Here is a 23,754-nt window from a genome sequence, read left to right as displayed (position 1 = left end):
CGGGATGAGCATACCGCTGCAATTTCGTCCGGACGGCACGTTTACGATCGTTCAATTCACCGATCTGCATGTAAGAGGCGGCAAGACGGAGCTGGACGCCCGCACCTTGGCCCTGACCGAGCGCATCATCGAGACGGAGCGGCCCGATCTGGTCGTCTATTCCGGGGACATGCTGTACGGGAAGGAAACGGTTGAGCCCGTCGCCGCGCTTCGCCGCATTGTCGAGACAGCGGAGCGAAGAGAAGTGCCGTTCGCCGTTATTTTCGGCAATCATGACGCGGAGGGCGGAGCTGCCCGCGAGGAGCTGCTGGAGGGAATGGCGTCCTGCCGGATGTCGCTGGCGGAAGCGGGTCCCGCGGACATCCATGGGGTTGGCAACTATGTCATCGCGGTGAAGGCGTATGCCCAGGCGGGGCCGGCCGCCCTTCTGTATCTTTTTGACTCCGGCGATATGGCTCCGGCTTCAGTAGGCGGATATGCCTGGATTCGTCCGGATCAAGTGGACTGGTACCGCCGGGAGTTGCTCGAGCAGCGGCGGCGCCACGGCGCTCTGCCGAGTCTGGCCTTCTTCCATATTCCGCTGCCGGAGTTCAAGGAGGCCTGGGACTCCGGCCAGGCTGCGGGAATTCGGCAGGAAGACGTATGCTGCCCCCGCCTGAACAGCGGGCTGTTCGCCGCGATGGCGGAGAGCGGCGTTATGGTCGGCGCCTTCGCCGGCCATGATCATGAGAATGATTATATCGGCAGCGTGTACGGCATCCGGCTTGGGTATGGACGAGTGACCGGATACGGCGGGTACGGCGGTCTTCAGCGGGGAGCACGCGTTATCCGCCTGCTGGAAGGGCACCGCCGGTTCCGGACGTGGATCCGGCTGGATGACGGGAGCAAGGTAAGCCATGAGTTTCCCGAATGATCGCCGCACCGGCATTCTTTCCTTGACCTGGCCCATCTTCATGGAGTCGTTGTTCGGGATGCTGCTCGGCATGGCCGATACGATGATGCTGAGCAGCCATTCCGACGGCGCCGTGGCGGCCGTGGGCGTGGCCAATCAAATTTTGACGGTCGCAAGCCTTATGTTCGGCTTCGTCACGGTCGGGACAAGCGTCATCCTGAATCAATGGCTTGGCGCGAGGAAGCTGAAGGAGGCGGGGGACCTGGGGAGAACGGCGCTCACGTTGAACTTGATGATCGGCCTCCTGCTCAGCGCCGTTTTGTGGGCGTGGGCCGACGCCTTCCTGCTTCTGTTCAAGCTGCCTCCGGGGCTGCTCGCGGAAGGCGGGGCTTATTTATCCATCACCGGCAGCTCGGTCTTCCTGATCGCTCTCAGCATGACGCTCGGAACGATGCTGCGGTGCCGCGGCCTGGTGAAGGAGATGATGGTCATCTCGTTCGGGGTGAACGCGCTGCATATCGCGGGCAACTATTTCGTGCTCATGGAGCCGTTCGGCCTGCCTTCGTTCGGAGTGGAAGGAGTGGCCGCATCGACCTGGATCAGCCGGGCCGCCGCGATGATCGCGTACTGGGTTGTATGCAGCCGGCGGCTGGATCAGCCCGTCCGCTTGATGCATCCGCTGCGGATGAGGCAAGCTGATCTTCGCCTTATTTTCAAGCTGGGCATTCCGTCTGCCGGGGAGCATGTTTCCTATAATCTGTCCCAGGTTGTCATTACGTACCTGGTCGCCATGCTGGGGGCGGCGGCATTGACGACCAAAATTTATACCCAGAACATCACGTCCTTCGTCTTCGTCTTCTCGATGGCGATCGGCCAAGGCACGCAAATCATCGCGGGCCATTACATCGGGGCGGGGCGCAAGGAGGAAGCCTATCGTTCCGGCATCCGTCATCTCAAGCTTGGGGCCGGGGTGACGCTGGCCGTCTCCCTGATCTTGTTCGCCTTGTCCGGGCCGCTGATCGGATTCTTCACCACCGACCCGGAGATTATCAAGCTTGGCCGGCAACTGATGCTCCTGTCCGTGCTGCTGGAGCCGGCCCGGGCCTGCAATATGGTGCTTATCAGCTCCTTGAACGCGGCGGGGGACGTCAAATTCCCGGTGCTTGTCGGTCTCGTCTCGATGTGGGGAATCAGCGTGCCCTTGGCCTATATGTTCGGGATCGTGTTCGGCTTGGGGCTGGCGGGAATCTGGCTCGCCTTCGCCGCGGATGAATGGGTAAGGGCACTCGTCATGCTGCGAAGATGGAGCAAGCGCGGCTGGGAACGGCTAAGCCTGAATCCGGGACACGCGGCGGAGGAACAAGTGGCGGGGCAGGGATGAACACGCTTCGGTGCAGGGCGGGCGAAAATTCTGCTGAACTTGAATAGGCCGGTGTCTCAGTCGGAGGCCGGTCTAGTTTTGCAGGAGAACAATTCCACTTTACATTGGGCTCAAATGATGGTATATTAACTTTGTTGTCCTCTTGGTGAGGAATTCAATGTGCGGTAGTGGTGGAATGGCAGACACGCTATCTTGAGGGGGTAGTGGGCGTACGCCCGTGGAGGTTCGAGTCCTCTCTACCGCACCATAACAGAGCGAATGAGAAGCCTTGCAGATAAGGCTTTTTTTGTTGTTTTCGAACGATATTCCGGACGTATAATTTCAGCCTCTTGTACAGAACCTAGACACAAAGATAACTGTACATAGGAGCGTGTAAAGGTTGAAAAAAACAGTGCTTGGCGTTCTTGCCCTGGTGAATGCGGGCATGGCGTCCCTCGCCCTATTTCCTGCGGCATCTGAAGCGCATGCCGCCTACCAGGCGAACCAGCCGACCCAGCAAGTCATTAGCGAGCAAGAGGCGAAGTCGATTGCCCTTCAGCAGGTGAAGGGAAGAGTTCTTCATGTTGATCTCGACACCGACAACGGGAAGATCAAGTATGAAGTCATCATTATGACGGATCAGAACAAAGTGTTTGAAGTGGAAGTGGATGCTCGGACCGGTAAAGTGCTTAAGGTAGAGCAGGAAGATTAATACGCTTCGCAAGCAAGAAGGCCGTTCTCTGTATGGAGGACGGCCTTTTTTGGGTTGAACGTGTGAAAGAAAGCCGGGGGAGCCTGGTCGCTGTCGGCCGTCAAACTGGTCGGGGAAGAGCATGATTTGTGTTGGCAAATGGTCGGGGGAGAGCGTATTTTATGTAGGCCGTGTAATTGGTGGAGGGAGAAATGGTTTGTGTTGACCGTGTTAGGTAAGGCGAAATCGCCGGACGATGGACAGGTGCATGGAAGTAGCACATAAGCTGTACGGAAAGTAGCACATAAGCTGTACGGAAAGTAGCACATAAGCTGTACGGAAAGTAGCACATAAAGCTGCGCGGGAAGGAGCACATGAAGCTGTGCCGGAAGCTACACATGAAGCTGCGCGGGAAGGAGCACATGTAGCTGCACGGGAAGGAGCACATGTAGCTGCACGGGAAGTAGCACATGTAGCTGCATGGGAAGTAGCACATGAAGCTGTTCCGGAAGCTACACATGAAGCTGCATGGGAACAGCACATGAAGGTTCGCTTTGAGGAGCTTTAGGAAGCGTGCAAGTTGAACGGGGTAATGGCCGCGATGCGAGCCGGCTTCTTGTTCTTGCGCTGAGGAGTGAATCCTGCAAAATTACATTATTTATCCGCCCCAAATAGGGTATTTCGGTAGAATTCCTGCAAATATACATCATTTCAGGGCGATAAAACGAATAGTTGCCGTAACAAGGGGAAATTGCTGCACTTTTGCAGGATTCTCATTGTGCGCCGCGGTTGTGTTGCCAATTGGTGCACTTTTGCAGGATTTGTCTCCACGAATCAATTCTCCCTCACAACGCCATTTTCTCCCGGTTTTGCCTTTCGCCGCGCGCATGCCGGCCGGCCTGCCCTACGCGTAGCGCATAATCAAGCAATATCTCTCCCCAAGACTCAGGGCGAAGCGGGATTCGCCAACCAGCTGCCGGCTGGACATCGTCCGGCCCCAATGCCCCTCTCGCTCCTCCGGCGCATTCCGTCCTCGAAGTACATTGACCGGACCCCGCAGCTATGCTACTTTAATATAGCGATACTGATAATCATTATCACACATTAAAGTACAGCCGAGGTGCTTGCATTGCGAACCACAATGATGGACTCTGAACATATTTGCCGCTGCTTGGAGCAATTCTGGTTCAAGCTGCGCGGCGTTGATATTGCGCGCTTCGGACGTATGGAGCCGCAGTTGCTGAGCACGTATGTCCTCGTCCTGTCCAAGCATGGCGAAGGCCGCCTGGTCATTGACTACGCCGAATATCGGCTGGGCGAGGGAGCCGTTCATGTCGCCGCGCCGGGACAGACGATCGGCATGACGGCGGAAGAAGGGCAGGAGGCCGAAGCGTATGTGATTCGCTTCGATATCCGCTCCGATGCGGAGCCGGAGGCGGAATTTCCGCTGCGCGGGGAGGTGCCGTTGCATCGGGAAGCGCCGACCGTCGTGCTCTGTGAAATACTGTATGGCAAGAGCCGGTCCGAGCTAAGGGCGGAACGTCTGCTCGCTCAAGCGGCCTTCCACGAGCTGATGTGCGGAGTGGCCGCCAATATTCGCCGGCTGCCCGGCGATCCGCGGGCGGCCCTGGAGCGAACGAAGGCGTACATCGACAATCATTTCAACGAGAATCTGACGATTGGGAAGCTGGCGCGGATGGCCGATATCAGTCCGAAGTACTACGTCGATCTTTTCAAAAAAACATACGGACAAAGCACGATCGATTATATTACGGAAGTAAGGATCCGCCATGCGAAGCGGATGATGCTGCAGGCGGATGCCCGGGTGCGGGAGATTGCCCAGCAGGTCGGTTACAGCGACGAATTTTATTTCAGCCGCAGATTTAAACAAAAAGTAGGGGTGTCTCCCAGTGCCTACCGTAGAGCGGTTTCTACGAGATAGGATTGAGTTCCATTGCCGTTTTACCCACAGTCTACCCACAAAGATGGACATTAAGAATTCATGACACGCTCGAACCGATCGGGCACAAGTTTCTTTTGTCCCTCCGTGACGTGCAAGTAGATTCGCCTCGTGATGTCGTCGTTCTTATGTCCGAGCCGGTCCTGAATAACGGCTAGTTGCTCCCCTGCTTCCGCAAGCAGCGTTACATGGGTATGGCGCAAACTGTGCGGAGTGAGCGACGAAGGAAGCTCAGCAGCTTCAAGAAGACGAGAGAAGCGAGATTCTATTGAAATCGCACTACCTGGGTAGCCGGGATATTTAATGCTCCAGAACAGAAAGCCTGCGTCATGAAGCACTTCACCGTTCTTTTCTTTCTGAGCACGCCACGCTAATTGACTCCTGATGGTCTTTATGACCGTATCGCCAATGGACACTTTGCGGATGGATGATGTATTCTTGGGCGGTCCGAGTTCGTAATCCTTCACACTGCCTGTCACGGTGAGTGTTTTGGTTACAGAAACGTAACGTTCTTCTTCGTTGAAGTCAGACACCTTTAGTGCCAGCAACTCCCCGATCCGCAGGCCCGTGTATGCCAGAACAACAAACATGGCGTAGTCTTGTGCATACCCCCGGAACCGGACAAAGTTCAGGAAATGTTTCAATTGGTCTTTCTCTAAGTATTTTGGAAGACTACCCTCCCCGGCTTCGATCTCTTCGAGGGTTTGCTTGAACGCCGGAATTCTTGCACCTTCTGCAGGATCGATACCGATAATGTTTTTTCGGACGGCATCAGCGAAAATCATACTCGCGTCGCTGTGATAATCCTTGATGGTTCCTTCTGTCCGCCCTTTCTTTTTGAGAGTGTTCAGCCATTGCTGGTAATCATCGCCTGTTATGTCCTTCACCTTTGTGTCCGCGCCAAGGTGCCGCAGGATGGAATTTATAGAGGTCTTCTTGTTCCGGACTGTGTGTTTTCTCGGTTCCCTCTCAATGATATAATCCTCAAGCCAGCGTTCTGTCCATTTCTCCAGGCTGATATTTTTCTCGTCTACCAGTTTCCCGCGCTGCTTGTCCGCCTCGATAAGTATCCCTGCAGCGTACGCTGCTTTCGCTGTTGAATAGGACTTTGTCTCCTTCTGTTTACGAGTCTTTTTCCCGTTAACGATGACGGGCACGCTGTAACGATACGTGTAACGACCGTCCCGTTCCCGGACACCGGGCGGTAACTCATTCTTTTTCTTCTTCCTTTCCTTTGCCATTTCATCCCCTCCGCCAGAATGTTTGTTCGCTTTAAAGTGTATGATAAACAGCCTTGCGGCTGGAAATCGCAAAGTTAATTGAAATTATTGTTGTTTTCGTTTTGATCTCACAAACTCTTTAAAACGCTCAATTTCCATTAATTCTTCAGATGTCCAGTCTTCTTCCTTGCGAGTTTCTTGAACTTCCTCGCCTAGCAACTCGTATACTTTGACATCGAGCGCGGATGCGATCAATTGTAGAGTATCAACGCTCGGATTATATCTATCTCGCTCAACATCCGCGATATATGAGCGAGATAATTTTGTTTTTTCAGCCAAGTCAAACTGAGTCATGCCTTTATTCTTCCGAAAATTCCTAATATTCTTGCCTAAAGTCATTGCTATTATCTCCTCTAAATGACGTGTATTACCGACGTTCACCATCAGTATATCCGCAAAAAGTCGGAAATACAATGCTACAAATGACGTAAATACAAGTAAAAATAAGGAAAATGACGTGAATAGACGATATAATGGGGTTATTTCTTGAATTTGCTGTTATTTAATAGATTTTCGGCTTTTACATGATGACGTGAATACTGTACATTATAGGCAGGAGGTGACGTAAATGCTAGACAAAAGACTACTTGGCTTAACCATTAAAAAAGCCAGGAAGAAACAAAAAATGAGTCAGGTTGAGTTGTCTATATCGACAGACTTGTCAAGATCGTACATCTCTGATGTCGAGAATGGGCGATATGCACCAAGTCTGGAAACATTAATGAAAATTGCTGTTGTCTTAAATGTATCATTAGACGAACTCGCCTATGGAAAGGTTGCTTAACGACACAAGAAAAAGAAGGTGAAATTTCATGACCAAAAACCTTCCGCCCGTCCTAACTGTTAAGGACGTGGCCGAATACTTACGACGCAGCACCAAGACTATACGACGCCGCATAGACTCTGGGGAAATACGCAGTTATCGAGAAGGCCGGGAACATCGTATTCGTCGCGAGTGGCTACTGGAGTACGAACAACAACTTATGGAGGGAGGAGAATCAGCGTGACCAAGTTACAGGCAATTGAACACAAAGATCAACGGGTACTTCTTACAACTCAACTGGCGGCATCGTATGGGGCAGAGAGCGACCGCATCAGCAAAAATTTTCACGAAAACAAAAATCGTTTCAAGGAAGGGAAGCATTTTTACAAGCTTGAAGGGGAATCGCTTTTGCACTTCCGAAATTCGGAACCACAATTGGAAATCTCAAAAATGGCGCGTGTTCTCTACCTCTGGACCGAAAAAGGCGCTTGGATGCATGCGAAGTCGCTCAACACAGATCAAGCCTGGGACGCCTATGAAATGTTAGTAGATGATTATTACCGAGTAAAGGCCGTGGGCGTAACACCATCTTATGCAATCGAAGATCCGATCGCCCGAGCACAACGATGGATTGAAGAACAGAAGGAAAAACAAGCGCTCGAAATCAAGTCCTTGATGCTGGAACAACGTGTAGCGGAGTATGAACCGAAGATTAGCTATCTCGACCGAATCCTACAGTCAAAAGGCACAGTTACCATAACACAGATCGCCAAGGACTACGGAATGAGCGGACAGGCATTGAATCAAATCCTACACGAAGAGAAGGTACAGTACAAACAGAATAAACAATGGCTTCTATATCGCCAACATCACGACAAAGGGTATACGAAGTCGGAGACAATCGACATTACCCGGAGCAACGGGGAGCCAGATGTAACGATGAATACGCGTTGGACGCAAAAGGGACGACTGTTTATCCATGAAATATTGCAGCGGCGGGGAATCGTAGCAGTGATGGATCGGGAGCGAGTCAAGAAAGGAGAATCAGCATGAACCAAGATAAGCCAAAATTCAAGTTCGGAAAACGTTTGAGACAAGTTGTTCTCACGGTTGATGGGTTTAAATACGTGGTTGAATTCGATAAACAAGCATTCTTGGAATTGTACCTCCAGAAGTATCCGAAGCCGCAGTATCAAACGTTTAAGACCTTTATGAAAAGGAACATTCCAGAGTGGGCAGACTGGGCTCCGGTCTGGTGGGCAGACATGAACAACTTAAAAGCCGCGAACGGCGAAACTCGTTATCACGATGATCCGCCGCCGGGCTACGCGTTAAGCGTTCGTGAAGATGTGGTGTTTGAACTTACTCATGTGAGCGAGCTTCTAAACGATTTTCGGACTCAAGAATAGGGAGTAAAACCTTGGAGAAGAATTTTTCCTTATCTTCAGCCTTGGCGAACTCCTCTGCTAATTCTGGTGGCAAATGAGTAATCGTTCGGAAGTCGCCGCTTGTGAAGTGGATTTCCAGAGCCTGTAAGTCTTCATCGTAAAAGACCTTTTCAAAGACTGTTGAATTATCGATAGGTATTAACACATTTATCCCTCCCTTCTATATAGAGTGGTAAGCTGGACACTTTCATTCTAGCAGAAAGGGAAATTATTGAAAGGTGAATGACATGAACCAATTACAAGTATTTAACCGAAACGGAAAGTTGCTAGTGGACAGCCGGGAAGTATCTGAGATGACGGGTAAGCGTCATGACCATCTCTTGCGTGACATCGATGGCTATATCGAGGTTTTATCCGCTGCCCCCAACTTTGGGGTGAGTGATTTCTTTATCGAATCCACGTACAAAGATACCACAGGCCGGGTCCTGAGATGCTACTTAATTACTCGGAAAGGCTGTGACATGGTAGCGAACAAAATGACCGGGGAAAAAGGAGTGCTGTTTACGGCCACATATGTGAGCAAGTTTGACGAGATGGAGAAGCAGTTGTATGGCGGTTTAGACATTAACCAACTTAGCCCGCAACTCCAATTCATGATTCAACTTGAACAACGAACTACGGGAGTAGAGCAAGAGGTTTCGGCGCTAAAGCAGGTAGTGGATAACGAGGTGTGGATCACCGAATCACAGCGCAACCGGATAAGAGAAGCAGTAAATCTCCGAGTTGGGCAGTTGATGAAAAACGGATATAGGAACGCACACTTCCAGGGAATCTATAGTTCTCTGAAAACTCACTTCGGCGTATCGAAATACGACAAGATACCACGTAAGGACTTTGAAACGGCAATGGATATTATTCGTGGATGGTATCCAAAGAGACGCGAAGACGATTAAGAAAGGGGTAGTCGAATGTTTGGAGACAAAAAAACCCCCACAATTAAACATGAGGGAGCCGTATTTCATATAGGACTACTAGAATCGGCAGATATCCTAAATGAGATAAATAAAAAGCTATACAGCCAATTTGATGGGAGCAATTACGAAGTCATAGAACAGATTCGTCAAAACTGCTTGCTCATTCAATCTCTACTTAAATAGCTGTTCTACAAATTTATCAATAAATAGTTTTATTTGGTCTTTGTATAAAGGGAAAAGTGCCGCAAGAGAAACAGTAATGAACCACCAGACAATTTGGATTAACTTTACGCCAATATTCTCACTATTTACCCCTAAGTATACTAAAAAATTCTTAGGCAAGTAGATAACGAATTCTATCCAGTACATGGGGTTAAATGTCTCGAAGCATCTTGTCTTATATACGCCTAGTGCTTCTTCAAACATTCTGATCATATGAGGAGCCATTCTCTCTAGATTGGATGGAAAGTTTTCCAAAGTACTTGCAAATCCAGTGCTTACATGCCAATAACCAAGTGGTTCTACGTAATCTACTTTTGCGTCATTGACACCGGCTCCAAGAATAAGCTTTTTGATAGTTGCTTTATCCTCGACGATAGAAAAATCAACATTTATGTTACGGAGCCACATTTGGTATCGCTTCAAATGACGCTTGACCTGAAAATACTTAATTCCGTTGCTAATGAACTTGTAGGATAAAACGACAACAATGCCCCAGATAATGTACATGGACGGACTCCTTATGTTTATTATGTCCTCTATATTTTAATAGGTAAGGCCGAAAGATTACAGCCAAAATAAGGAAGGGGAATGAACATGGAATTGAAAAGCAGTGAAATTGCCGTATTGATCGGCGAAGTGCAGGCATTAGCATTTTTGGTCAATCAGAAGACAAAGTACGCAGTGTTTGTTGAACATGCTGGACATGTACAGAAGTTAAAACTATCAATCCGTGCTTCGAAAGAAAATTTCACGGAATGGATTACGGATGATGAACTATATGTTTCCGGTAATTTAGCCCATGGTGTTGAACGGAAACTAAAGCTATTAAAACTCCGACTTAGAAAAATCTTGCGTGACAACAAGGTTGATTATAACGAACTGTCGTACACGGTCCGGGAAGAACGCGATTACCATTTACTCTAAGAAAGGGGAGGATGACATGACCCATGAATGGTTGGACAAGCGAGTACAAGCATGGCGCAGGCTGAATGAATTGCGCCGGCTGCGTAGCAGCTACCACATCATGGATGCAGCATATGACTGGCTATCTGGTGAAATCGCGCAATTAGAACGAGAAGTATACGGGAGGGAACTGGCATGACACAGCAGCAACGGGCACAGATTGAGCGTGCGATTGAGGAATACATGCCGCTCTACGATCAGTACCTGGATGAATCTAATGAGGACGCTAGACGCCGCATCAAGGCTAGGATGGAGGAAGTGGAACGAAAGTATGGCTTTGACGGCGGGATGGCGTCATGAGGCCGGAATGTGGATGTGGAGCTCCGGCAGAATACCTTTGCTATGAAGATGAGCAGCCACACTGTGAGGACTGCATGAAGGAAGCTATCGAGTGTTCGGTCTATATCATGGTGAGAAAACCACTAGATTGGGGTGAATGGTATGAGACTCGCGGTAAGAATTGCTTACTCTGAAGACTTACATGCGCAACGGTGCCTTGCAGCTGCAGGGGGAAGGATCGTATTCCCGAAAGGGAAGCCGGCACAATTCGCCTTCGGCTCAAGTGCACAGTATGACGAATATCGTAGGATGCTTCGCATGGGAAAAGCTGCTCAAAAGTAAATTAGCCGCGGGGTAGGAGCCGCAGCTAATTAAATCTTAAAGAAATGAATTTATCGGCATTATATCACAATAGTGGGAGGATGCAAAATGCATATCAAAAAAATTGAAATTAAAAACTGGCTCGGCATTAAGGAGTTGCTTTTCAGCCCGGGCAAGATCAACAAAGTTTCAGGCGATTCTGGTGTGGGCAAGACGAGCCTTGTAGAAGCGCTAGAGAAGATTTTTACAAACAAGAATCGGCGCACTGAAGTCATTAGGCACGATGCAGATGAGGCGGAATTATTCGTTGAGCTGGATGACGGTTTGCAGACGACTCGGAAGATCCGTTCTGAAAAGGCGGACTATCTCAAGGTGAAGCATGATTCTAAGGCGGTCGCCAGTACCGAAGCTTTCCTTCGTAAACTCATTAACGGAGACATCTTCCGGCCGATTGAATTTGTGAATAAGTCGGCTAAAGAGCAGGCCGAAATTATTTTGAATATGCTGCAGATCGATTGGACGGTCGACGACATCAAGGAATGGTTCGGGGAGGTCCCGGAGGCTGACTATCAGTTGCACATTCTCCAAATCCTCAAGCAAATTGAAACGTGGTACTATGCCGAACGCGAGTCAATAAACCGTGAAATCAATTTATTACGGGCAAATATCGAGGGGATCAAGCGTGACTTGCCCCCGAATTATGACGGCGAAGAATGGCGAAGTGTCAACCTGCAGGAGTTATACAAGAAGCTGTCAGATGCAGAAGAGTCCAATAAGCGGTTAGAAGAAGCCAAGAAAGTGATTGATGAGTTATCGCTGCGAATCGATGATATCAAGAGGCGGGCGAAGAATGCGGCAGAGGAAAGGCGTCTCGATTACAATAGGCAGCGCGATAGTTTGAAAGCATCCATTTCTCGACTGGAGGAAAACGCCCAGCGTGAACAATGCAACATTGACGATGCGGATCGTCGAGTGTTGGAGGTATCGGCGCAGTTGGACAATGAAATGGAGCAAGCAATTGAACGGTTGAAACTCCAATACCAAGCAAAAAAGCAATCTGCACGAGAGGAGATTCGTTTGGCGTCGGAACAATCCCGTGTATTTATAGCGGAATACAGGGAGAAAATTGCCGCGAAGAAGGCGGAGCTTGGAAATATAGACGAGCATGAGCGCAAGGACTTGGAAAAAATCGCTGACAATGAAGCGAGCCTCATTACTACTGAGAACACCAAATCCGGGAACGCGCAACATGTGATTGACACGACAATGTGGATCGACCCGGAGCCGCTGAAAGCTGCCGCCGATGAGGCTGCCAGTATGAAGGAATACCTTCGTGAGTGGGAACGTATGCAGGATATTATCCGGGAGAAGTTGGCGCCAAAAGAAGAACGTAGTGCGGCGCTGACGGCGAAAATCAAGACCGCCCGGGAACTACCGAAAGAACTGCTCAAAACCGCGGCGCTACCGGTAGATGGTTTATCAGTGGACGAGCAGGGGCGCATCCGGATCAATGACACGTTGATTGACGGGTTGTCCGAGGGAGAGGCGTTGGAGTTTGCCTTTAGACTCGCCAAGGCGCAGGCCGGGCCGTTGAAAGTTATCTGTGTAGATGGATGGCAGAACCTTGGCAGCCGCCAACGTGAAATTATCGAAGCGGCAAAGACTGACGAGTATCAATACTTTGTTCTTGAAACGGTGGACGGCGAAGATTTGAAGATCGAAATCATGGAGGGGTAACCAGTGAACGATTACATTTTAAAGATTCAAGAAGCACTGGATCAATTACTTGATGCCAAACATGACGCCTTGCCTTCGGGGTTTAAAAAGACTCGCTTCAGCGAGAATTGCAAGGCCTATATCAAGGACGTCAAAGGTATTGAAAAGTGCAATGTTGATGATGTTGTCCAGGCTTTATTCAAGGGCGCGGTTCTTGGATTGGACTTTTTGGCGAAGGAATGTCATGTCATCCATGAACTGGGCGTTGTGAAATTTCAGACCGACTACAAGGGCGAAATGACGCTTGTGAAAAGGCACAGCGTTCGCCCGATCCTCGACATATATGCAAAGAACGTGCGAGAAGGGGACGATTTCCGAGAAGAAATCAGAGAAGGTATACCGTTGATCCACTTTAATCCGGTGCCCTTTAACAATAGTCCGATCGTTGGAACATTTGCAGTAGCGTTATTCCTCGATGGCGGCATGGTCTATGAGACTATGCCTGCCGAGGAAATAGAACAGATACGCCAGCATTACGGCAAGAACCCTGGAAGCGATAGCTGGGAGAAGAGCCAGGGGGAAATGTATAAACGGACTGCTCTTCGGCGGCTGTGCAAGACTATAGAGATTGACTTTGATGCCGAACAGTCGCTTGCGTATGAAGCAGGCAGTGCCTATGAATTTACGAGAGCGCCGCGACCGCAACAGCGAAGCCCGTTCAATCCATTAGAGCCAGAAGAAGGCGAGGTGAGCCATGATGACGGAACTGCTGAAACTGACGAAGGATAATTACTTCTCACTTGAAGCTAACCGCCAGTACATGTCTGTCAGCCAGTTTAAAGGCTTCTTGCCCTCATACGGAGGTTGTGAAGCCCAATCCATGGCGAAGCTTGCGGGTGAGTGGGAGGAATTGAAAAGGGTCGCATTTGACGAAGGACATTATCTACACGCATGGAACGAAGGTACATTGTCTGAGTTCAAGGCAAACAACCCTCATTTATATAGCAGCCGAGGCAACACCGCAGGACAACTAAAATCAAACTATAAAGATCTAAACAAGTCAATTGAAGTCCTTGAAAACGATCCATTAGTAATGAAAGTTCTTGCTGGACAAAAGGAAGTCATTTTAACTGCAACACTTTTCGGCATACCATGGAAGGTCATGCTGGATAGCTATCAACCTGATATACCGGTGTTTGCCGATCTCAAAGGCATGCAATCAATGGATGGAAAGTGGTGGAACAAGGAAGCGCAAGCCTACGAAAATTTCATAGAGCACTACGGCTATGACATTCAAATGTCTGTGTATGCAGAAGTTGAAAAACGTTATAAAGCAAGAAATGAGTGGGCTTTACCTCACATGGTGATTGTTACGAAAGAACCGGTTCCAGACCATGAAATCATTTTCTTTGACTTCGAAGATATTGCCCGTGGCCTGAATATAGTTGCCAATAACATCGAACGAGTCAAACTCGTGAAGTCTGGAAAGGTAGAACCTGCACGTTGTGAGAAATGCGACTTCTGCAAGACTACCAAAAAGATAACCCGCATTAAGCAAGCAAGAGAATTAAGCCTGTATTAAGGACGGAGGTGGAAGGTCATGACACTACCATTTACGCCGGTGCCGAAGCCGAAACATAAGCGCGGGAAGCCGAAGCGTGGAACGCATACCAAGATCACTCAAAAGGTAAGGGGCGAGGTGGATCGAAGAACAGGCGGCTGCGAACGCTGCAGCCGGACGATACCAGAACATTGGTTTGAAATGGCGCACCTTGAAAATGCTTCGCAGATGGGCAGCGGCCGGGTGCCGTGGAATGTAGCGAAGTTATGCGGTCCAAGAACAGCAACGGGAACATGTCATCAGATATGTGATGATACAGCGGCCGGGAGAGCGTGGAAGCGACAGAAGAGAGCAGAACTCATTGAATATTATACAAACGGCGCAGGAAGAGAAATCTGGCCTTACGACGGAACATAGAGGGTGGTGGGAGTAGGTGGCCAGTCCTCAAAAGGAAAACGGGTATGTCGGGATCGCGAATGAAATATGGGATGAAATCATAAGCAGAAAATTCACGGAACGACAACAAAAGATACTGAAACTCATCCTGCGCTTATCGTACGGCTGCCGGAAGAAGACGGCCACCATACCCCTTCTAAAGCATTTCGAGCTTGGCGGAGTACGTATCCAGGATGCGAAGAAAGAACTTAATTACCTGAGCCAATGCAAAGTCATTGAATGGGACCAAAAGGACACATATGCCTTGAATAAAAATTACGATGAATGGCGAATAAGTTTGGTCAAAGGTTGGGATGAGGAAGAGTTTAAGAGGCTGATTTCTTTAAATATTAATTCAAAAACTGGAAGCGAAAAAAGCGGAACGAGAGTTACGAAAAGTGTAACTCCAGAGCCGGCACCTGAAGAGGAAAGTTACGAAAAGTGTAACTACCCAGTTACGAAAAGTGTAAGTGATGAGTTACGAAAAGTGGAACTTTCCAACGCCGCAAGCCCTTGTGGCTCTAAGGCGGGAGGCACTCCTAAAGACAGTATTAAAGACAGTATTAAAAACAATATAAAAGATCAATACAACAGTGGTGGTTTGTTTCCTGATCCGGATATTAATTTTGGGAAGGCATATCAGGTCATTCAAAAATACTTCGGGTTAACGATGAATGCGGTCCAAATGGACAAGCTTGACGGTTACTTACAAGCCGGGATGGAACCGGAAATGTTAGATAGGGTCGCGGTATATACTCGCGAATGCGGGAAAGATATTCGCTTTATGTGGGGCACCTTGGACAACTGCGTGACAAGCGGAATCTTGACGGTTACGGCATGGGAAGAGGATCGGGCTCGGCATAAGGCTACTCCCGCAAAGGGTGGTTACAATCGCCCCCAAAAGCAGGCCCTACCTATCGTACAAAGGGAGATAGGTAACGAACCGTCCCGGGAAGAGATGGAAGCAGCCTTAAAGCTTGCTGATGCGCTGGATGAGAGGAGGGCGCCATGAACTGGACAAGCGCAACAACCCATGAGTTATGCGCCGCTATTTTGGACATGACTGCGACGGAAGAAGAATTTGAGGCGGTCGGGGCCGAACTGTTCCGGCGGATTGGAGGGGATCGCAATGAAAAAGCGATGCAATGTAAAGCACTGCCGGGTGCCAGCAACGATGACATGGGCACTCGTACCAATATGTGAGGGGTATCATGCCGACATCAGAGTTGAGCAACTACGTTATTACGCCAGAAAGATTGAATCGGGCGAAAGACACACGCTTGCGACTATCCAGCATCTCACACCTTGGGGGCGGCGCTCATGAACGAACTTGAAGAGATTTGGGAGAGTTGGGATTACCACTTGGAAGAGGCTTTAATCCGTGCGGATCAGATCGTTCGACTGATGTTTAAAGAGGCCAAGATGTTCAGGGTACCGCAAGAGCAGCAAGATAGATTCTTTCGGGAGAAGATGCGGGAGTTGATGAAAAGAGTTGCAGCAAAGGGAGGGCAAGAGGCATGATAAGCTTCACTGTTTACGGGGAACCAGTTGCGCAGGGGCGGCCGCGGTTTACGACAGCGGGCAAGTTCCCACGAGCATATGATCCCCAAAAGTCGAGAGACTACAAGGACTATGTACGGCTGGCAGCGAGCGAGCATGCACCCGACGAATTGCTAGACGAGCCATTAATGCTAGAAGTGACGTTTTACCGACCTACGCCCAAGGGGTACGGCAAAAAGAAGGCCGCAGACGCAGAGAATGGCCTCGTGTTGCCGGTTACAAAGCCAGATATAGATAACTACCTCAAGGGAGTGAAAGACGCCTTAAAAGGCGTTATATGGCGCGATGACAATTGCGTGACTGATGTCATCATGCGGAAGCGATTCAGCAGCCGGCCACGCATTGAGGTGACGGTCACGAAGGCGGTGCCTGCTGATGGGTGATCGGCGTGACGAATACGAGCGTAAGGTCCGCAAAGAGTTTCAAAGGGTAAAGAGCATGACAGCGGGCGGATTCGAAGAATGGTGCAATTACCTCATCAGCGCCGGCTATGCGGTCGGAGTAGAGCACATGATGACAGCGATGGAGACACATCCGAGAATATACAGGCCCATGATCGTAGACGTTCTCAAAAAGGCGGACGAAATCCGAGAGACATGGGACGACGTTCATATCATTCGCAAGGTTGAAGAGGCGCCGCCTGTAAAGAGTGCTGAAGAAATCATTCATAACCTTTCGCCAATCGAAGCCGAGTTATACCGGGCTGAAGCCGGAACGACCATAAGGATACTAGGACGGACTTTCAGGGTTGAACCTATTCAAAATTCTGACTAAACAAATTGAAATACTTGAATAAGGAGGCCTGGACAGTGAAGTACACCATAATTTACGCGGATCCGCCATGGTCCTACCGTGATAAGGCCCGAGCCGGAAATCGCGGGGCTGCATGTAAATACCCGGTCATGTCACTTGAGGAAATAGCTGCGCTACCGGTAGGTGAGTTGGCTGCTGATGATTGCCTGCTTGCGATGTGGTGGGTGCCACCGATGCCGCGCGAGGCCCTGCATGTTGTGGAGGCCTGGGGATTTAAACTCATTACGATGAAGGGATTTACGTGGCACAAAGAAACCGTAAAAGGTAAATCTCACTTCGGGATGGGGCACTGGACGAGAGGAAATACAGAAGACTGCCTGTTTGCTCGGCGTGGAAGGCCAGAAGTGATAAACAAAAGTGTTCGTCAGTACATTTCAGCACTTAAAAGAGAGCACAGCCAAAAACCAGATGAAGCTCGGGATAGATTAGTTCAACTTCTGGGAGACGTGCCGCGAATTGAACTTTTCGCGCGGCAGCGCTTCCCAGGCTGGGACGCATGGGGAAATGAAATAGAATCAGACATTGATATATGGGAGGAACGGACATGAAAAATATCAAGGAATTAGTACAGGAAGCGCATAGCAACGCTATTTCCAAGGGATGGTGGGAAGAACCAAGGACGTATGGAGAACTGATCGCACTGGTGCATAGCGAGGTGTCGGAGGCGCTGGAAGATTACCGGGCCGGATGCTCTCCATATGCAACGTGGTATGAGAAGAAATGTGGCGACGAAATCAAACGTTCTGACGAGTTTGTGAACGACACTTGGAAGCCATGCGGTATCCCGTCGGAGCTGGCGGACGTATGCATACGGATCTTTGATATCGCTGGAAAGTGCGGATGGGGAAAGCAACTGGAAGGGGAAATTCATCACCTGAGTGGTTTGGAAACGAATGAAAAATGGAATGGGGTTCCGTTCGCAGGGAAGCTTTCTAACATTCATTATATGCTTTCAAAAAGCCTTGAGGCGCATGATTTTACTGATGATATTACAGAGGCGGTATTGCAATTGGGCGCGGCCGTAGTTGGTGCGGAGCTAATCGCCCAAGAGTATGGCATCGACCTTGAACGGGCCATCTACGAAAAGATGGCATACAACGCAACGCGGCCGCAGCGCCACGGCGGCAAGGTCCTATAAGGGGGGAATCGGACATGATCAAATTAACCTTACAAGATGGCAGAGCAATCTATTTCGCACCCGAACACATTGCATGCATAAACGAGTATGGGCTCAGGGGTTCGTTAGTATACATTTCCGGCGTAATGGATGATGCGTTTTGTGTGATGGAGACGCCGGAAGAGATAATTAAGCAGCTACCTCACGGGCTATGAGGGAGGGAATAGAGTGAACAACCAGGTCTTCAGATTTTGTACGTGCGGAAACCAATCAGGAACATTCCAACAACTAGGGGCTAATGATGAGTACATTGTTGATCATCATGAATGCGGCGGCATGGTCATCCGACCGAGAAGGCAGCATAAAGAAACCTTGCTCGAAAAGATAAACGGACAGCAAGCCTCTTACATCGAGATACTGGAAAAGAAAATAAGATTCTTGGAAGGCGAATTAAATCCTAGTGGCCACGGTCGGAATTAAATCTATAAATCTATGGGCGCTACAGCGCCCTAAGGGGAGATAGGCATGCCTTATGTATGCATGAATCCGGCTATAAAACTTAATGTTCGCGTGGACCAACGAGCGAAGAGACGATCAGCGGAAAAGGTTGCATCTGGCGAGCGTTGGGAATTTGTTCGCGGAATGTATGGGAACGTTTATGAAGTCGTTGACCACGAACGAATGCGTTGGTATCGGCAGGATCACCCGATAGATGGGCAAGGCGATTTGTTCGACGGATTTCTCCCTCTTATGTGCGACTATTGCGGACGCATCGTGACTAATGTAAAGCATGTTCATTATCACAGTGTTTATTGGTTCTGCGTTAGAGCGAAGCTGCCAACCGCTGAATGGAAACAGAGCTTTGTAGACGTGAAATTTACTTGCTGTGATGCGTGCCAACATGGTCCATTGCCGATTCCAACGGGGTTGATTGGATATCACATGACCGAGCTGTACCAAGATGGAAAATTGATATATACGCAAGAACGAAAAAAATGAACGGGGAGAGTGTAGAACGATGGATAGAAGAGATGGCGCAGCAATTCTCAATATATTGAACAGTGAAGCTTTCGAGTGGAACGGCGGAGAAGACGCATATATCTTGGTCCGTGATACCGATCGAGTACGGAGTATGCTCCGGGCGGCAGGTGTCACGGATGAACAGATGGATGAATCAGGCGATGGAGGCGAATGTATTGACCTACTCGCGCTTGCTATCAACAACCATATTGCAGACAGCTATGAAAAGGGGCGATTCATCCTCTGGGGGCCGATAGATGACGAACTGCGCCACAGAGTGATTAATGGCGAAGCTACTCCTAATGATGCATATCGAATTTTGAGAGCCTTGGAGCCGGAATTGTTTCCAGAAACGAAGATGTAGGGCCTTCGGGCCCTCTAAGGAGGAAGCGGGATGAAACAGGCAAAAAAACGGCTGCGAAAAAAGTATTTCAAACGGGTAGCGAATGGCCTGCAGACGGGCGCACCGATTCCAAATTTTTATATCGACAAGGTTCGAATTGAGTCTACGCTTTTCTACAACCGGAAGTATATTACCGAGTTCCGGCCGTGGTGGTATGAGCAGCTTGGGAAACGAAGCGACCTGAACCTTTCTACAGAAATGAGACGATTCTTTAATGATGTTCGGAGCGATTTTGGGGACATGACGGGAATCAATATGGACGCTTTCGACGACACTCTCAGGGAGCGGGAACGCCGACGGCGAGTCTACGGCCCGAAGAAGCAGAAACGCCGTAAAGTCACTAAGCAGCCTATCCGCAAACTGAGACGGCCGGAGCAGTTCTATGTCGCCATTAACGGCGGGCGGCGGCAAGTAGTGGTTGGGGAACGTGTCTTCCAGCACCGCGGGTTCCACTTTTTTGTCCGTTACGTTCCAGGCGCGTATGCCAATTATGTCGTGAGTGATGTTATGGCCGGGTTAGTCGTCGCCCGACACGAGAGATATAAAAAGGCCGTCGACATCGCAAAAAGACGGATAGAAACAATGTTTGACGCTTATCTGACGCAGGTCAAGACTCACAAGCACCAGTGCGTTTGCACTAAGGGAGCGTGATCCAAATGAATAAGGAAGACGTGAAAAAGATTCAAATTAAAGAAGTAATCAAGAACCATCTAAGTTGTTGTTCAGATCCAAGCGGGGAGTATTACACACATTGCAATGTAGACTTCATTCTCGACGCCGCATTTGTTTTTCCTGTATTCGACAAAGAAGTAACAATAGACCGAATTAAGATGACCGTTGATTATGAAACAACAGAATTGCATCTTGCTAATGCAGAGAAGACATACTCTTCGTTGCCGATTACAAAGATACTAATCCATAAGTTATACGATCGAGTATTAAAGGAGCAAAAAGAAGGGGTTTTAAGGGGCTGGGTTTTTGATGATGACATATTAGAAATGCTTCGGGGCGAACGCGAAACATCATCCTCATGGTAAAGGGAGTGAAGCAAATGAATAAAAACAGAGTCATGAAGGCAATCACAATCATTCAACCGTGGGCGACGCTGATTGCTATTGGAGCAAAACGGTTTGAAACAAGAAGCTGGGCTACAACACATAGGGGCCCTATCGCCATCCATGCGGGTAAGAAAATTGATCGGGATGCATACATGAGCAAACAAATTTACACCACCTTGCAAAAACATGGAATTATGTTTATCGACGATATGCCGACGGGGCGGTGTTGGCGCTATGCAATTTAGAAGAGTGTTACAAAGTGGATAACCGATCTGAATACGGAACGATTGGTCTTAAAGCTAACAACGGAAAATTCAAAATCTGGGGCGGCTGGAGAGACGACGAGTATTACTTTGGCGATTATACCGATGGCCGCTATGCCTGGGAACTGACTGACGTCAAGCAGCTTCCAGTGCCGATCCCAGCCAAGGGACAACAAGGGCTATGGAATTGGCAACCCCAGGGGCAGGGAGGTAAAGAGTCATGACAGAAAACAAATGCGGAATATGCGGCAAAATCGTACCTATGGACCACACGCAAATTGCTCGGGTGGCTCAGGATGGGACAAGCACTGTTTATCATATGGCCTGCGAGCGAGAGGCCATGAAGATCATCGTTTTAAACTCTCTTGATATCATTGACTATTCCACCGCCTTCGGTGAGCTCGAATATGTGCTTACCAAGAATACTGATGATACCCGTTCAAAATTGCTGGAGGCAGGATTTACATCGGAACAAATTAGGGAAGCTTGTGACGACGACTTGGAAGAAATAGACCTCTCGCATCTCGCATTCAACTACACGGAAGCGAAGTGCTGGAGCCTGCGGAATGGCTTTAGTGTTGGGCAGGGAGGTACAGGGGATGAGTAGACCAATCAAGTTCCGCGCATGGCACAAGGCAGATAAAAAAATATATCAAGTAACTGGGTTTACGCAAAAACATTGGCTACTTCGAGGTAAGGGATTTCCAATGCCGCCATCGGCTATTGAAGTCATGCAATACACTGGATTAACCGATCGAAACGGCAAGGAGATATATGAGGGGGATATTGTAAGATTCCTGGATGCTTACAGTTACGGAGAAACTGGTGATTGGGATGAATGCGTCTGTACAGGGAAAATTGAATGGGATAATCTTTTGGCCCAATTTTACGTGACGAATCGAGAATCTATGAGCAATGACGATTTTTGGGAGCAGTGCGGTGAAGAATGCGAAGTTATTGGCAACATATACGAACACCCACACCTGCTAAAAGGAGATAGTGAATAAATGGATTGGTTCGGATTGGCATTAGTGGGAGTGGCTCTGGCATTCATGACACACGGTTTTAACTTCGTGACAATCAATAAGCATGAACATAAACACTATCACGGATCGGAAGGAGATAGTAAGGATGCCGAAGTTTAAATTTTACGTATCGACTGGTTACGTCGGAAGCCAGCGCGAGGAAATCGTAGAGATAGACGATGCTGAACTTGAAGGAATGACGGAAGACGAACGCGCGGACTACCTGAATGAAGTATGGCAGGACTGGCAATGGAACAACATATATGGAGGATGGGAGGAAGTAGAGGATGGTAATTAACTGTGAGCGATACAAGCCGGGCGTAAAAGTCCGGCACATACGGCTCAAAGATTACGGGGTCGGAAACATAGTAGAAATAGCTGCGAGCGGTAAACGTGCAAAGGTTAGATGGCCGAATTATGATCGGGAAAAGCTTTGGTGTAAGCCTGGCCCGTCCTATTATCGACTTGATTTGCTGGAGGTGGTCCAGGATGCCTGAGCAGCAGCCGGCAGCAAGAGATTGGCAAAGTGAATTTCAAAAAAAGAGCGAATGTTATGACGAGTTGAAAGCAGAATACGCCCGGACGCTATGTGAATACCACAGCCTGAAAGCAAATTTCTACGAGTTGGCGAAGAAGTGCGGATCTGCGGAGTCCCGGGAAAAGCAATTGAACGAATTTATCCAAAAACTGCTGGACGCTGATGACATTTCGTTTCTCGTTGAAGGTCATATACGCTGGAAGGACCAAGCGAGACGGACACTAGATCAAGTGTACGGGACGGGCGCACCATGAAGGTAACAGCCAAAACTCATTGGGTATGGACATCGTTAGCGGAGCAAACCTGGGACGGCCGGTATAAAAGCGGCGAGCGGCGAAAGGCTGGCCAGCCGATACATGGAGATCCTACGCAGGTAGATCTAGCATGGCTAAACCGCGGCTATGTCATAGATGCATCGGACTATATACCGGCAGGCGGGCAGATAGATTTATTCGAGATATTGGAGGGGTGACAATGCAAATGTCGATGTTCAAACTGGACGAGAAAGAGACGTGGCGCCGCGTAGAGGAACGTTTGGAATCAGCCAGACTTTATAAACGCTTCGGGTTTATCCGCCGGGAGGCCAAACTTACAGCCACATACAGCGACATGCCGCGCAGCAATACAAATGTCACCAGTGATCAGACTGCAGACATCGCCATGCATAATGTGGACCGCGAAGAGCAACTGCAGCGAGAATACGAGCAGGTCATGCGGGCCGTCGGCAGGCTGGCAAAGACGCAGCGGCGAATAATCGAAGAACGGTACCTCGGAGACGAGGACGTATTAGATATCAACGTCTATATGACACTGGACATGCCAGAACGTAGTTATTACTACGCTAAGGCGAAAGCGATATACCGATTAGCCTTTGCTTTACGGCTGGAGGTGTACGAGGGAGACACGAGCGCATAAAATCATTGCAGACTTTTTGCAGATATTTTGCAGATATCTTGCAGTTCATTAGGAGAAAAAGGCTGTATGATAGTAGTATAGACGCATAGGAACGCAGGGGCGCGGCTAACTGAGCCGGAATGGATGGATGAATGGTCTGCAACTGAGAACCAATCTGGCGGGAAACCGCGCCGCGTCTAAATATCAGGCGTGCGCCGGGGGAGACAAGGCTGCTTCGCGGGCGGCATTTGTTCCGGG

The 23,754-nt window shown here is 49.1% G+C and carries 39 protein-coding genes and 1 tRNA gene; 35 read left to right on the top strand and 5 right to left on the bottom strand.

The window, feature by feature from the left end; translation table 11 throughout:
• The first annotated feature begins 4 nt into the window (after positions 1-4).
• The 4 genes from L6439_RS22805 to L6439_RS22790 all read left to right on the top strand — a co-directional run bounded on the left by L6439_RS22805 (position 5) and on the right by L6439_RS22790 (position 2,964).
• Positions 5-913 (top strand): metallophosphoesterase family protein, encoded by a 909-nt coding sequence (locus L6439_RS22805; protein WP_213471675.1) that lies wholly within the window; start codon positions 5-7, stop codon positions 911-913.
• Positions 897-2,273, top strand: a complete 1,377-nt coding sequence (locus tag L6439_RS22800; RefSeq protein ID WP_213471676.1) for an MATE family efflux transporter — start codon at positions 897-899, stop codon at positions 2,271-2,273. Before L6439_RS22805 ends, L6439_RS22800 begins: the two co-directional genes overlap by 17 nt.
• A gap of 161 nt (positions 2,274-2,434) precedes the next feature.
• Positions 2,435-2,520: transfer RNA gene (locus tag L6439_RS22795), tRNA-Leu, on the top strand.
• A 132-nt stretch (positions 2,521-2,652) separates the two neighbouring features.
• The gene (locus L6439_RS22790; protein ID WP_172879040.1) at positions 2,653-2,964 is read left to right on the top strand and encodes a PepSY domain-containing protein; all 312 of its coding nucleotides are present in this window, start codon (positions 2,653-2,655) and stop codon (positions 2,962-2,964) included.
• A gap of 685 nt (positions 2,965-3,649) precedes the next feature.
• On the opposite strand, the gene L6439_RS22785 is transcribed toward L6439_RS22790, so the two are convergent.
• Positions 3,650-3,832, bottom strand: coding sequence for a hypothetical protein (locus tag L6439_RS22785; RefSeq protein ID WP_213471677.1), 183 nt, complete (start codon positions 3,830-3,832; stop codon positions 3,650-3,652).
• A gap of 240 nt (positions 3,833-4,072) precedes the next feature.
• On the opposite strand from L6439_RS22785, the gene L6439_RS22780 reads away from it, so the two are divergent.
• A complete protein-coding gene (locus L6439_RS22780) occupies positions 4,073-4,885 on the top strand; it encodes a helix-turn-helix transcriptional regulator (RefSeq protein WP_237096612.1) in 813 nt (270 codons plus the stop codon).
• A gap of 50 nt (positions 4,886-4,935) precedes the next feature.
• Here the strand turns inward: L6439_RS22780 and L6439_RS22775 are convergent, their stop codons facing one another.
• A complete protein-coding gene (locus tag L6439_RS22775; protein WP_213471678.1) occupies positions 4,936-6,144 on the bottom strand; it encodes a tyrosine-type recombinase/integrase in 1,209 nt (402 codons plus the stop codon).
• 84 nt (positions 6,145-6,228) lie between these two features.
• Positions 6,229-6,522, bottom strand: a complete 294-nt coding sequence (locus L6439_RS22770; RefSeq protein WP_213471679.1) for a helix-turn-helix domain-containing protein — start codon at positions 6,520-6,522, stop codon at positions 6,229-6,231.
• Between the two features lie 229 nt (positions 6,523-6,751).
• On the opposite strand from L6439_RS22770, the gene L6439_RS22765 reads away from it, so the two are divergent.
• From L6439_RS22765 to L6439_RS22750, 4 genes are read left to right on the top strand one after another with little or no spacing between them, the layout of a single operon-like run.
• The gene (locus L6439_RS22765; RefSeq protein WP_213471680.1) at positions 6,752-6,967 is read left to right on the top strand and encodes a helix-turn-helix domain-containing protein; all 216 of its coding nucleotides are present in this window, start codon (positions 6,752-6,754) and stop codon (positions 6,965-6,967) included.
• Positions 6,968-6,995: 28 nt separating this feature from the next.
• A complete protein-coding gene (locus L6439_RS22760) occupies positions 6,996-7,190 on the top strand; it encodes a helix-turn-helix domain-containing protein (protein WP_213471681.1) in 195 nt (64 codons plus the stop codon).
• Positions 7,187-7,999 (top strand): phage antirepressor KilAC domain-containing protein, encoded by an 813-nt coding sequence (locus L6439_RS22755; RefSeq protein ID WP_237096611.1) that lies wholly within the window; start codon positions 7,187-7,189, stop codon positions 7,997-7,999. The genes L6439_RS22760 and L6439_RS22755 overlap by 4 nt, the downstream gene beginning before the upstream one ends.
• Positions 7,996-8,355, top strand: coding sequence for a hypothetical protein (locus L6439_RS22750; protein WP_213471682.1), 360 nt, complete (start codon positions 7,996-7,998; stop codon positions 8,353-8,355). Before L6439_RS22755 ends, L6439_RS22750 begins: the two co-directional genes overlap by 4 nt.
• Here L6439_RS22750 and L6439_RS22745 read toward each other — a convergent pair.
• Complete coding sequence (locus tag L6439_RS22745; protein ID WP_213471683.1) at positions 8,309-8,539, bottom strand: KTSC domain-containing protein; 231 nt, start codon at positions 8,537-8,539, stop codon at positions 8,309-8,311. The two genes, L6439_RS22750 and L6439_RS22745, sit on opposite strands and share 47 nt — an antisense overlap.
• A gap of 82 nt (positions 8,540-8,621) precedes the next feature.
• Between L6439_RS22745 and L6439_RS22740 the strand changes: the two genes are divergently transcribed.
• Positions 8,622-9,287: a Rha family transcriptional regulator gene (locus tag L6439_RS22740; protein WP_213471684.1), complete on the top strand. Its 666-nt coding sequence runs from the start codon at positions 8,622-8,624 to the stop codon at positions 9,285-9,287.
• Positions 9,288-9,479: 192 nt separating this feature from the next.
• Here L6439_RS22740 and L6439_RS22735 read toward each other — a convergent pair whose 3' ends face one another.
• The gene (locus L6439_RS22735; protein WP_213471685.1) at positions 9,480-10,037 is read right to left on the bottom strand and encodes a hypothetical protein; all 558 of its coding nucleotides are present in this window, start codon (positions 10,035-10,037) and stop codon (positions 9,480-9,482) included.
• Between the two features lie 87 nt (positions 10,038-10,124).
• Here L6439_RS22735 and L6439_RS22730 point away from each other — a divergent pair, with 87 nt between their 5' ends.
• From L6439_RS22730 to L6439_RS22615, 25 genes are all read left to right on the top strand, one after another.
• The gene (locus L6439_RS22730) at positions 10,125-10,454 is read left to right on the top strand and encodes a hypothetical protein (protein ID WP_213471686.1); all 330 of its coding nucleotides are present in this window, start codon (positions 10,125-10,127) and stop codon (positions 10,452-10,454) included.
• 16 nt (positions 10,455-10,470) lie between these two features.
• Positions 10,471-10,632 carry a hypothetical protein gene (locus L6439_RS22725; RefSeq protein WP_213471687.1) on the top strand — a complete coding sequence of 54 codons (162 nt, stop codon included), beginning with the start codon at positions 10,471-10,473 and terminating at the stop codon, positions 10,630-10,632.
• Positions 10,629-10,793, top strand: a complete 165-nt coding sequence (locus tag L6439_RS22720) for a hypothetical protein (protein WP_213471688.1) — start codon at positions 10,629-10,631, stop codon at positions 10,791-10,793. The genes L6439_RS22725 and L6439_RS22720 overlap by 4 nt, the downstream gene beginning before the upstream one ends.
• 408 nt (positions 10,794-11,201) lie before the next feature.
• Positions 11,202-12,830 (top strand): AAA family ATPase, encoded by a 1,629-nt coding sequence (locus tag L6439_RS22715; RefSeq protein WP_213471689.1) that lies wholly within the window; start codon positions 11,202-11,204, stop codon positions 12,828-12,830.
• A 3-nt stretch (positions 12,831-12,833) separates the two neighbouring features.
• Positions 12,834-13,598, top strand: coding sequence for a RecT family recombinase (locus L6439_RS22710; RefSeq protein WP_213471690.1), 765 nt, complete (start codon positions 12,834-12,836; stop codon positions 13,596-13,598).
• Positions 13,564-14,391, top strand: coding sequence for a PD-(D/E)XK nuclease-like domain-containing protein (locus L6439_RS22705; protein WP_237096610.1), 828 nt, complete (start codon positions 13,564-13,566; stop codon positions 14,389-14,391). The genes L6439_RS22710 and L6439_RS22705 overlap by 35 nt, the downstream gene beginning before the upstream one ends.
• 412 nt (positions 14,392-14,803) lie before the next feature.
• On the top strand, positions 14,804-15,817 hold the full coding sequence (locus L6439_RS22700; RefSeq protein WP_213471691.1) for a replication protein: 1,014 nt from the start codon (positions 14,804-14,806) through the stop codon (positions 15,815-15,817).
• A complete protein-coding gene (locus L6439_RS22695; RefSeq protein ID WP_213471692.1) occupies positions 15,814-16,008 on the top strand; it encodes a hypothetical protein in 195 nt (64 codons plus the stop codon). Before L6439_RS22700 ends, L6439_RS22695 begins: the two co-directional genes overlap by 4 nt.
• 117 nt (positions 16,009-16,125) lie before the next feature.
• Complete coding sequence (locus tag L6439_RS22690; protein ID WP_213471693.1) at positions 16,126-16,326, top strand: hypothetical protein; 201 nt, start codon at positions 16,126-16,128, stop codon at positions 16,324-16,326.
• Positions 16,323-16,748 carry a RusA family crossover junction endodeoxyribonuclease gene (locus tag L6439_RS22685; protein ID WP_213471694.1) on the top strand — a complete coding sequence of 142 codons (426 nt, stop codon included), beginning with the start codon at positions 16,323-16,325 and terminating at the stop codon, positions 16,746-16,748. The genes L6439_RS22690 and L6439_RS22685 overlap by 4 nt, the downstream gene beginning before the upstream one ends.
• Positions 16,741-17,139 (top strand): hypothetical protein, encoded by a 399-nt coding sequence (locus tag L6439_RS22680; RefSeq protein WP_213471695.1) that lies wholly within the window; start codon positions 16,741-16,743, stop codon positions 17,137-17,139. The genes L6439_RS22685 and L6439_RS22680 overlap by 8 nt, the downstream gene beginning before the upstream one ends.
• A gap of 35 nt (positions 17,140-17,174) precedes the next feature.
• A complete protein-coding gene (locus L6439_RS22675) occupies positions 17,175-17,726 on the top strand; it encodes an MT-A70 family methyltransferase (RefSeq protein WP_213471696.1) in 552 nt (183 codons plus the stop codon).
• Positions 17,723-18,316 carry a nucleoside triphosphate pyrophosphohydrolase family protein gene (locus L6439_RS22670; protein WP_213471697.1) on the top strand — a complete coding sequence of 198 codons (594 nt, stop codon included), beginning with the start codon at positions 17,723-17,725 and terminating at the stop codon, positions 18,314-18,316. Before L6439_RS22675 ends, L6439_RS22670 begins: the two co-directional genes overlap by 4 nt.
• A gap of 207 nt (positions 18,317-18,523) precedes the next feature.
• A complete protein-coding gene (locus tag L6439_RS22665) occupies positions 18,524-18,775 on the top strand; it encodes a hypothetical protein (protein ID WP_213471698.1) in 252 nt (83 codons plus the stop codon).
• A 45-nt stretch (positions 18,776-18,820) separates the two neighbouring features.
• Positions 18,821-19,294: a hypothetical protein gene (locus tag L6439_RS22660; protein WP_213471699.1), complete on the top strand. Its 474-nt coding sequence runs from the start codon at positions 18,821-18,823 to the stop codon at positions 19,292-19,294.
• 19 nt (positions 19,295-19,313) lie between these two features.
• Positions 19,314-19,679: a hypothetical protein gene (locus L6439_RS22655; RefSeq protein ID WP_213471700.1), complete on the top strand. Its 366-nt coding sequence runs from the start codon at positions 19,314-19,316 to the stop codon at positions 19,677-19,679.
• A 30-nt stretch (positions 19,680-19,709) separates the two neighbouring features.
• A complete protein-coding gene (locus tag L6439_RS22650; RefSeq protein WP_213471701.1) occupies positions 19,710-20,369 on the top strand; it encodes a hypothetical protein in 660 nt (219 codons plus the stop codon).
• Between the two features lie 5 nt (positions 20,370-20,374).
• A complete protein-coding gene (locus tag L6439_RS22645) occupies positions 20,375-20,755 on the top strand; it encodes a hypothetical protein (protein WP_213471702.1) in 381 nt (126 codons plus the stop codon).
• A gap of 14 nt (positions 20,756-20,769) precedes the next feature.
• Positions 20,770-21,021, top strand: coding sequence for an ASCH domain-containing protein (locus tag L6439_RS29555; RefSeq protein ID WP_306434379.1), 252 nt, complete (start codon positions 20,770-20,772; stop codon positions 21,019-21,021).
• 14 nt (positions 21,022-21,035) lie between these two features.
• Positions 21,036-21,263, top strand: coding sequence for a hypothetical protein (locus L6439_RS29550; RefSeq protein WP_306434380.1), 228 nt, complete (start codon positions 21,036-21,038; stop codon positions 21,261-21,263).
• Complete coding sequence (locus L6439_RS22635) at positions 21,260-21,646, top strand: hypothetical protein (protein ID WP_213471703.1); 387 nt, start codon at positions 21,260-21,262, stop codon at positions 21,644-21,646. The genes L6439_RS29550 and L6439_RS22635 overlap by 4 nt, the downstream gene beginning before the upstream one ends.
• Positions 21,639-22,046: a YopX family protein gene (locus L6439_RS22630; protein WP_213471704.1), complete on the top strand. Its 408-nt coding sequence runs from the start codon at positions 21,639-21,641 to the stop codon at positions 22,044-22,046. Before L6439_RS22635 ends, L6439_RS22630 begins: the two co-directional genes overlap by 8 nt.
• Positions 22,047-22,170: 124 nt before the next feature.
• Positions 22,171-22,362: a DUF7167 family protein gene (locus L6439_RS22625; protein ID WP_213471705.1), complete on the top strand. Its 192-nt coding sequence runs from the start codon at positions 22,171-22,173 to the stop codon at positions 22,360-22,362.
• Between the two features lie 191 nt (positions 22,363-22,553).
• Positions 22,554-22,856: a hypothetical protein gene (locus L6439_RS22620; RefSeq protein ID WP_213471706.1), complete on the top strand. Its 303-nt coding sequence runs from the start codon at positions 22,554-22,556 to the stop codon at positions 22,854-22,856.
• Positions 22,857-23,076: 220 nt separating this feature from the next.
• A complete protein-coding gene (locus L6439_RS22615) occupies positions 23,077-23,517 on the top strand; it encodes an ArpU family phage packaging/lysis transcriptional regulator (protein WP_213471707.1) in 441 nt (146 codons plus the stop codon).
• Positions 23,518-23,754 lie beyond the last annotated feature (237 nt).

The organism is Paenibacillus dendritiformis (genome assembly GCF_021654795.1).
GTDB lineage: Bacteria > Bacillota > Bacilli > Paenibacillales > Paenibacillaceae > Paenibacillus_B.
Note: the sequence above shows the minus strand (reverse complement) of the source record. Positions and strands in the feature narration are given on the sequence as shown.

Coding starts and splice junctions, on each gene's coding strand:
- L6439_RS22805 (WP_213471675.1), top strand. CDS start 5: ATGAGCATACCGCTGCAATTTCGTCCGGACGGCACGTTTACGATCGTT.
- L6439_RS22695 (WP_213471692.1), top strand. CDS start 15,814: ATGAACTGGACAAGCGCAACAACCCATGAGTTATGCGCCGCTATTTTG.
- L6439_RS22740 (WP_213471684.1), top strand. CDS start 8,622: ATGAACCAATTACAAGTATTTAACCGAAACGGAAAGTTGCTAGTGGAC.
- L6439_RS22720 (WP_213471688.1), top strand. CDS start 10,629: ATGACACAGCAGCAACGGGCACAGATTGAGCGTGCGATTGAGGAATAC.
- L6439_RS22705 (WP_237096610.1), top strand. CDS start 13,564: ATGATGACGGAACTGCTGAAACTGACGAAGGATAATTACTTCTCACTT.
- L6439_RS22670 (WP_213471697.1), top strand. CDS start 17,723: ATGAAAAATATCAAGGAATTAGTACAGGAAGCGCATAGCAACGCTATT.
- L6439_RS22765 (WP_213471680.1), top strand. CDS start 6,752: ATGCTAGACAAAAGACTACTTGGCTTAACCATTAAAAAAGCCAGGAAG.
- L6439_RS22775 (WP_213471678.1), bottom strand. CDS start 6,144: ATGGCAAAGGAAAGGAAGAAGAAAAAGAATGAGTTACCGCCCGGTGTC.
- L6439_RS22800 (WP_213471676.1), top strand. CDS start 897: ATGAGTTTCCCGAATGATCGCCGCACCGGCATTCTTTCCTTGACCTGG.
- L6439_RS22620 (WP_213471706.1), top strand. CDS start 22,554: ATGCCTGAGCAGCAGCCGGCAGCAAGAGATTGGCAAAGTGAATTTCAA.
- L6439_RS22715 (WP_213471689.1), top strand. CDS start 11,202: ATGCATATCAAAAAAATTGAAATTAAAAACTGGCTCGGCATTAAGGAG.
- L6439_RS22760 (WP_213471681.1), top strand. CDS start 6,996: ATGACCAAAAACCTTCCGCCCGTCCTAACTGTTAAGGACGTGGCCGAA.
- L6439_RS22650 (WP_213471701.1), top strand. CDS start 19,710: ATGAAACAGGCAAAAAAACGGCTGCGAAAAAAGTATTTCAAACGGGTA.
- L6439_RS29555 (WP_306434379.1), top strand. CDS start 20,770: ATGAATAAAAACAGAGTCATGAAGGCAATCACAATCATTCAACCGTGG.
- L6439_RS22625 (WP_213471705.1), top strand. CDS start 22,171: ATGCCGAAGTTTAAATTTTACGTATCGACTGGTTACGTCGGAAGCCAG.
- L6439_RS22730 (WP_213471686.1), top strand. CDS start 10,125: ATGGAATTGAAAAGCAGTGAAATTGCCGTATTGATCGGCGAAGTGCAG.
- L6439_RS22615 (WP_213471707.1), top strand. CDS start 23,077: ATGCAAATGTCGATGTTCAAACTGGACGAGAAAGAGACGTGGCGCCGC.
- L6439_RS22630 (WP_213471704.1), top strand. CDS start 21,639: ATGAGTAGACCAATCAAGTTCCGCGCATGGCACAAGGCAGATAAAAAA.
- L6439_RS22735 (WP_213471685.1), bottom strand. CDS start 10,037: ATGTACATTATCTGGGGCATTGTTGTCGTTTTATCCTACAAGTTCATT.
- L6439_RS22660 (WP_213471699.1), top strand. CDS start 18,821: ATGCCTTATGTATGCATGAATCCGGCTATAAAACTTAATGTTCGCGTG.
- L6439_RS22770 (WP_213471679.1), bottom strand. CDS start 6,522: ATGACTTTAGGCAAGAATATTAGGAATTTTCGGAAGAATAAAGGCATG.
- L6439_RS22725 (WP_213471687.1), top strand. CDS start 10,471: ATGACCCATGAATGGTTGGACAAGCGAGTACAAGCATGGCGCAGGCTG.
- L6439_RS22680 (WP_213471695.1), top strand. CDS start 16,741: ATGGGTGATCGGCGTGACGAATACGAGCGTAAGGTCCGCAAAGAGTTT.
- L6439_RS22645 (WP_213471702.1), top strand. CDS start 20,375: ATGAATAAGGAAGACGTGAAAAAGATTCAAATTAAAGAAGTAATCAAG.
- L6439_RS22750 (WP_213471682.1), top strand. CDS start 7,996: ATGAACCAAGATAAGCCAAAATTCAAGTTCGGAAAACGTTTGAGACAA.
- L6439_RS22655 (WP_213471700.1), top strand. CDS start 19,314: ATGGATAGAAGAGATGGCGCAGCAATTCTCAATATATTGAACAGTGAA.
- L6439_RS22785 (WP_213471677.1), bottom strand. CDS start 3,832: ATGCGCGCGGCGAAAGGCAAAACCGGGAGAAAATGGCGTTGTGAGGGA.
- L6439_RS22635 (WP_213471703.1), top strand. CDS start 21,260: ATGACAGAAAACAAATGCGGAATATGCGGCAAAATCGTACCTATGGAC.
- L6439_RS22690 (WP_213471693.1), top strand. CDS start 16,126: ATGAACGAACTTGAAGAGATTTGGGAGAGTTGGGATTACCACTTGGAA.
- L6439_RS22685 (WP_213471694.1), top strand. CDS start 16,323: ATGATAAGCTTCACTGTTTACGGGGAACCAGTTGCGCAGGGGCGGCCG.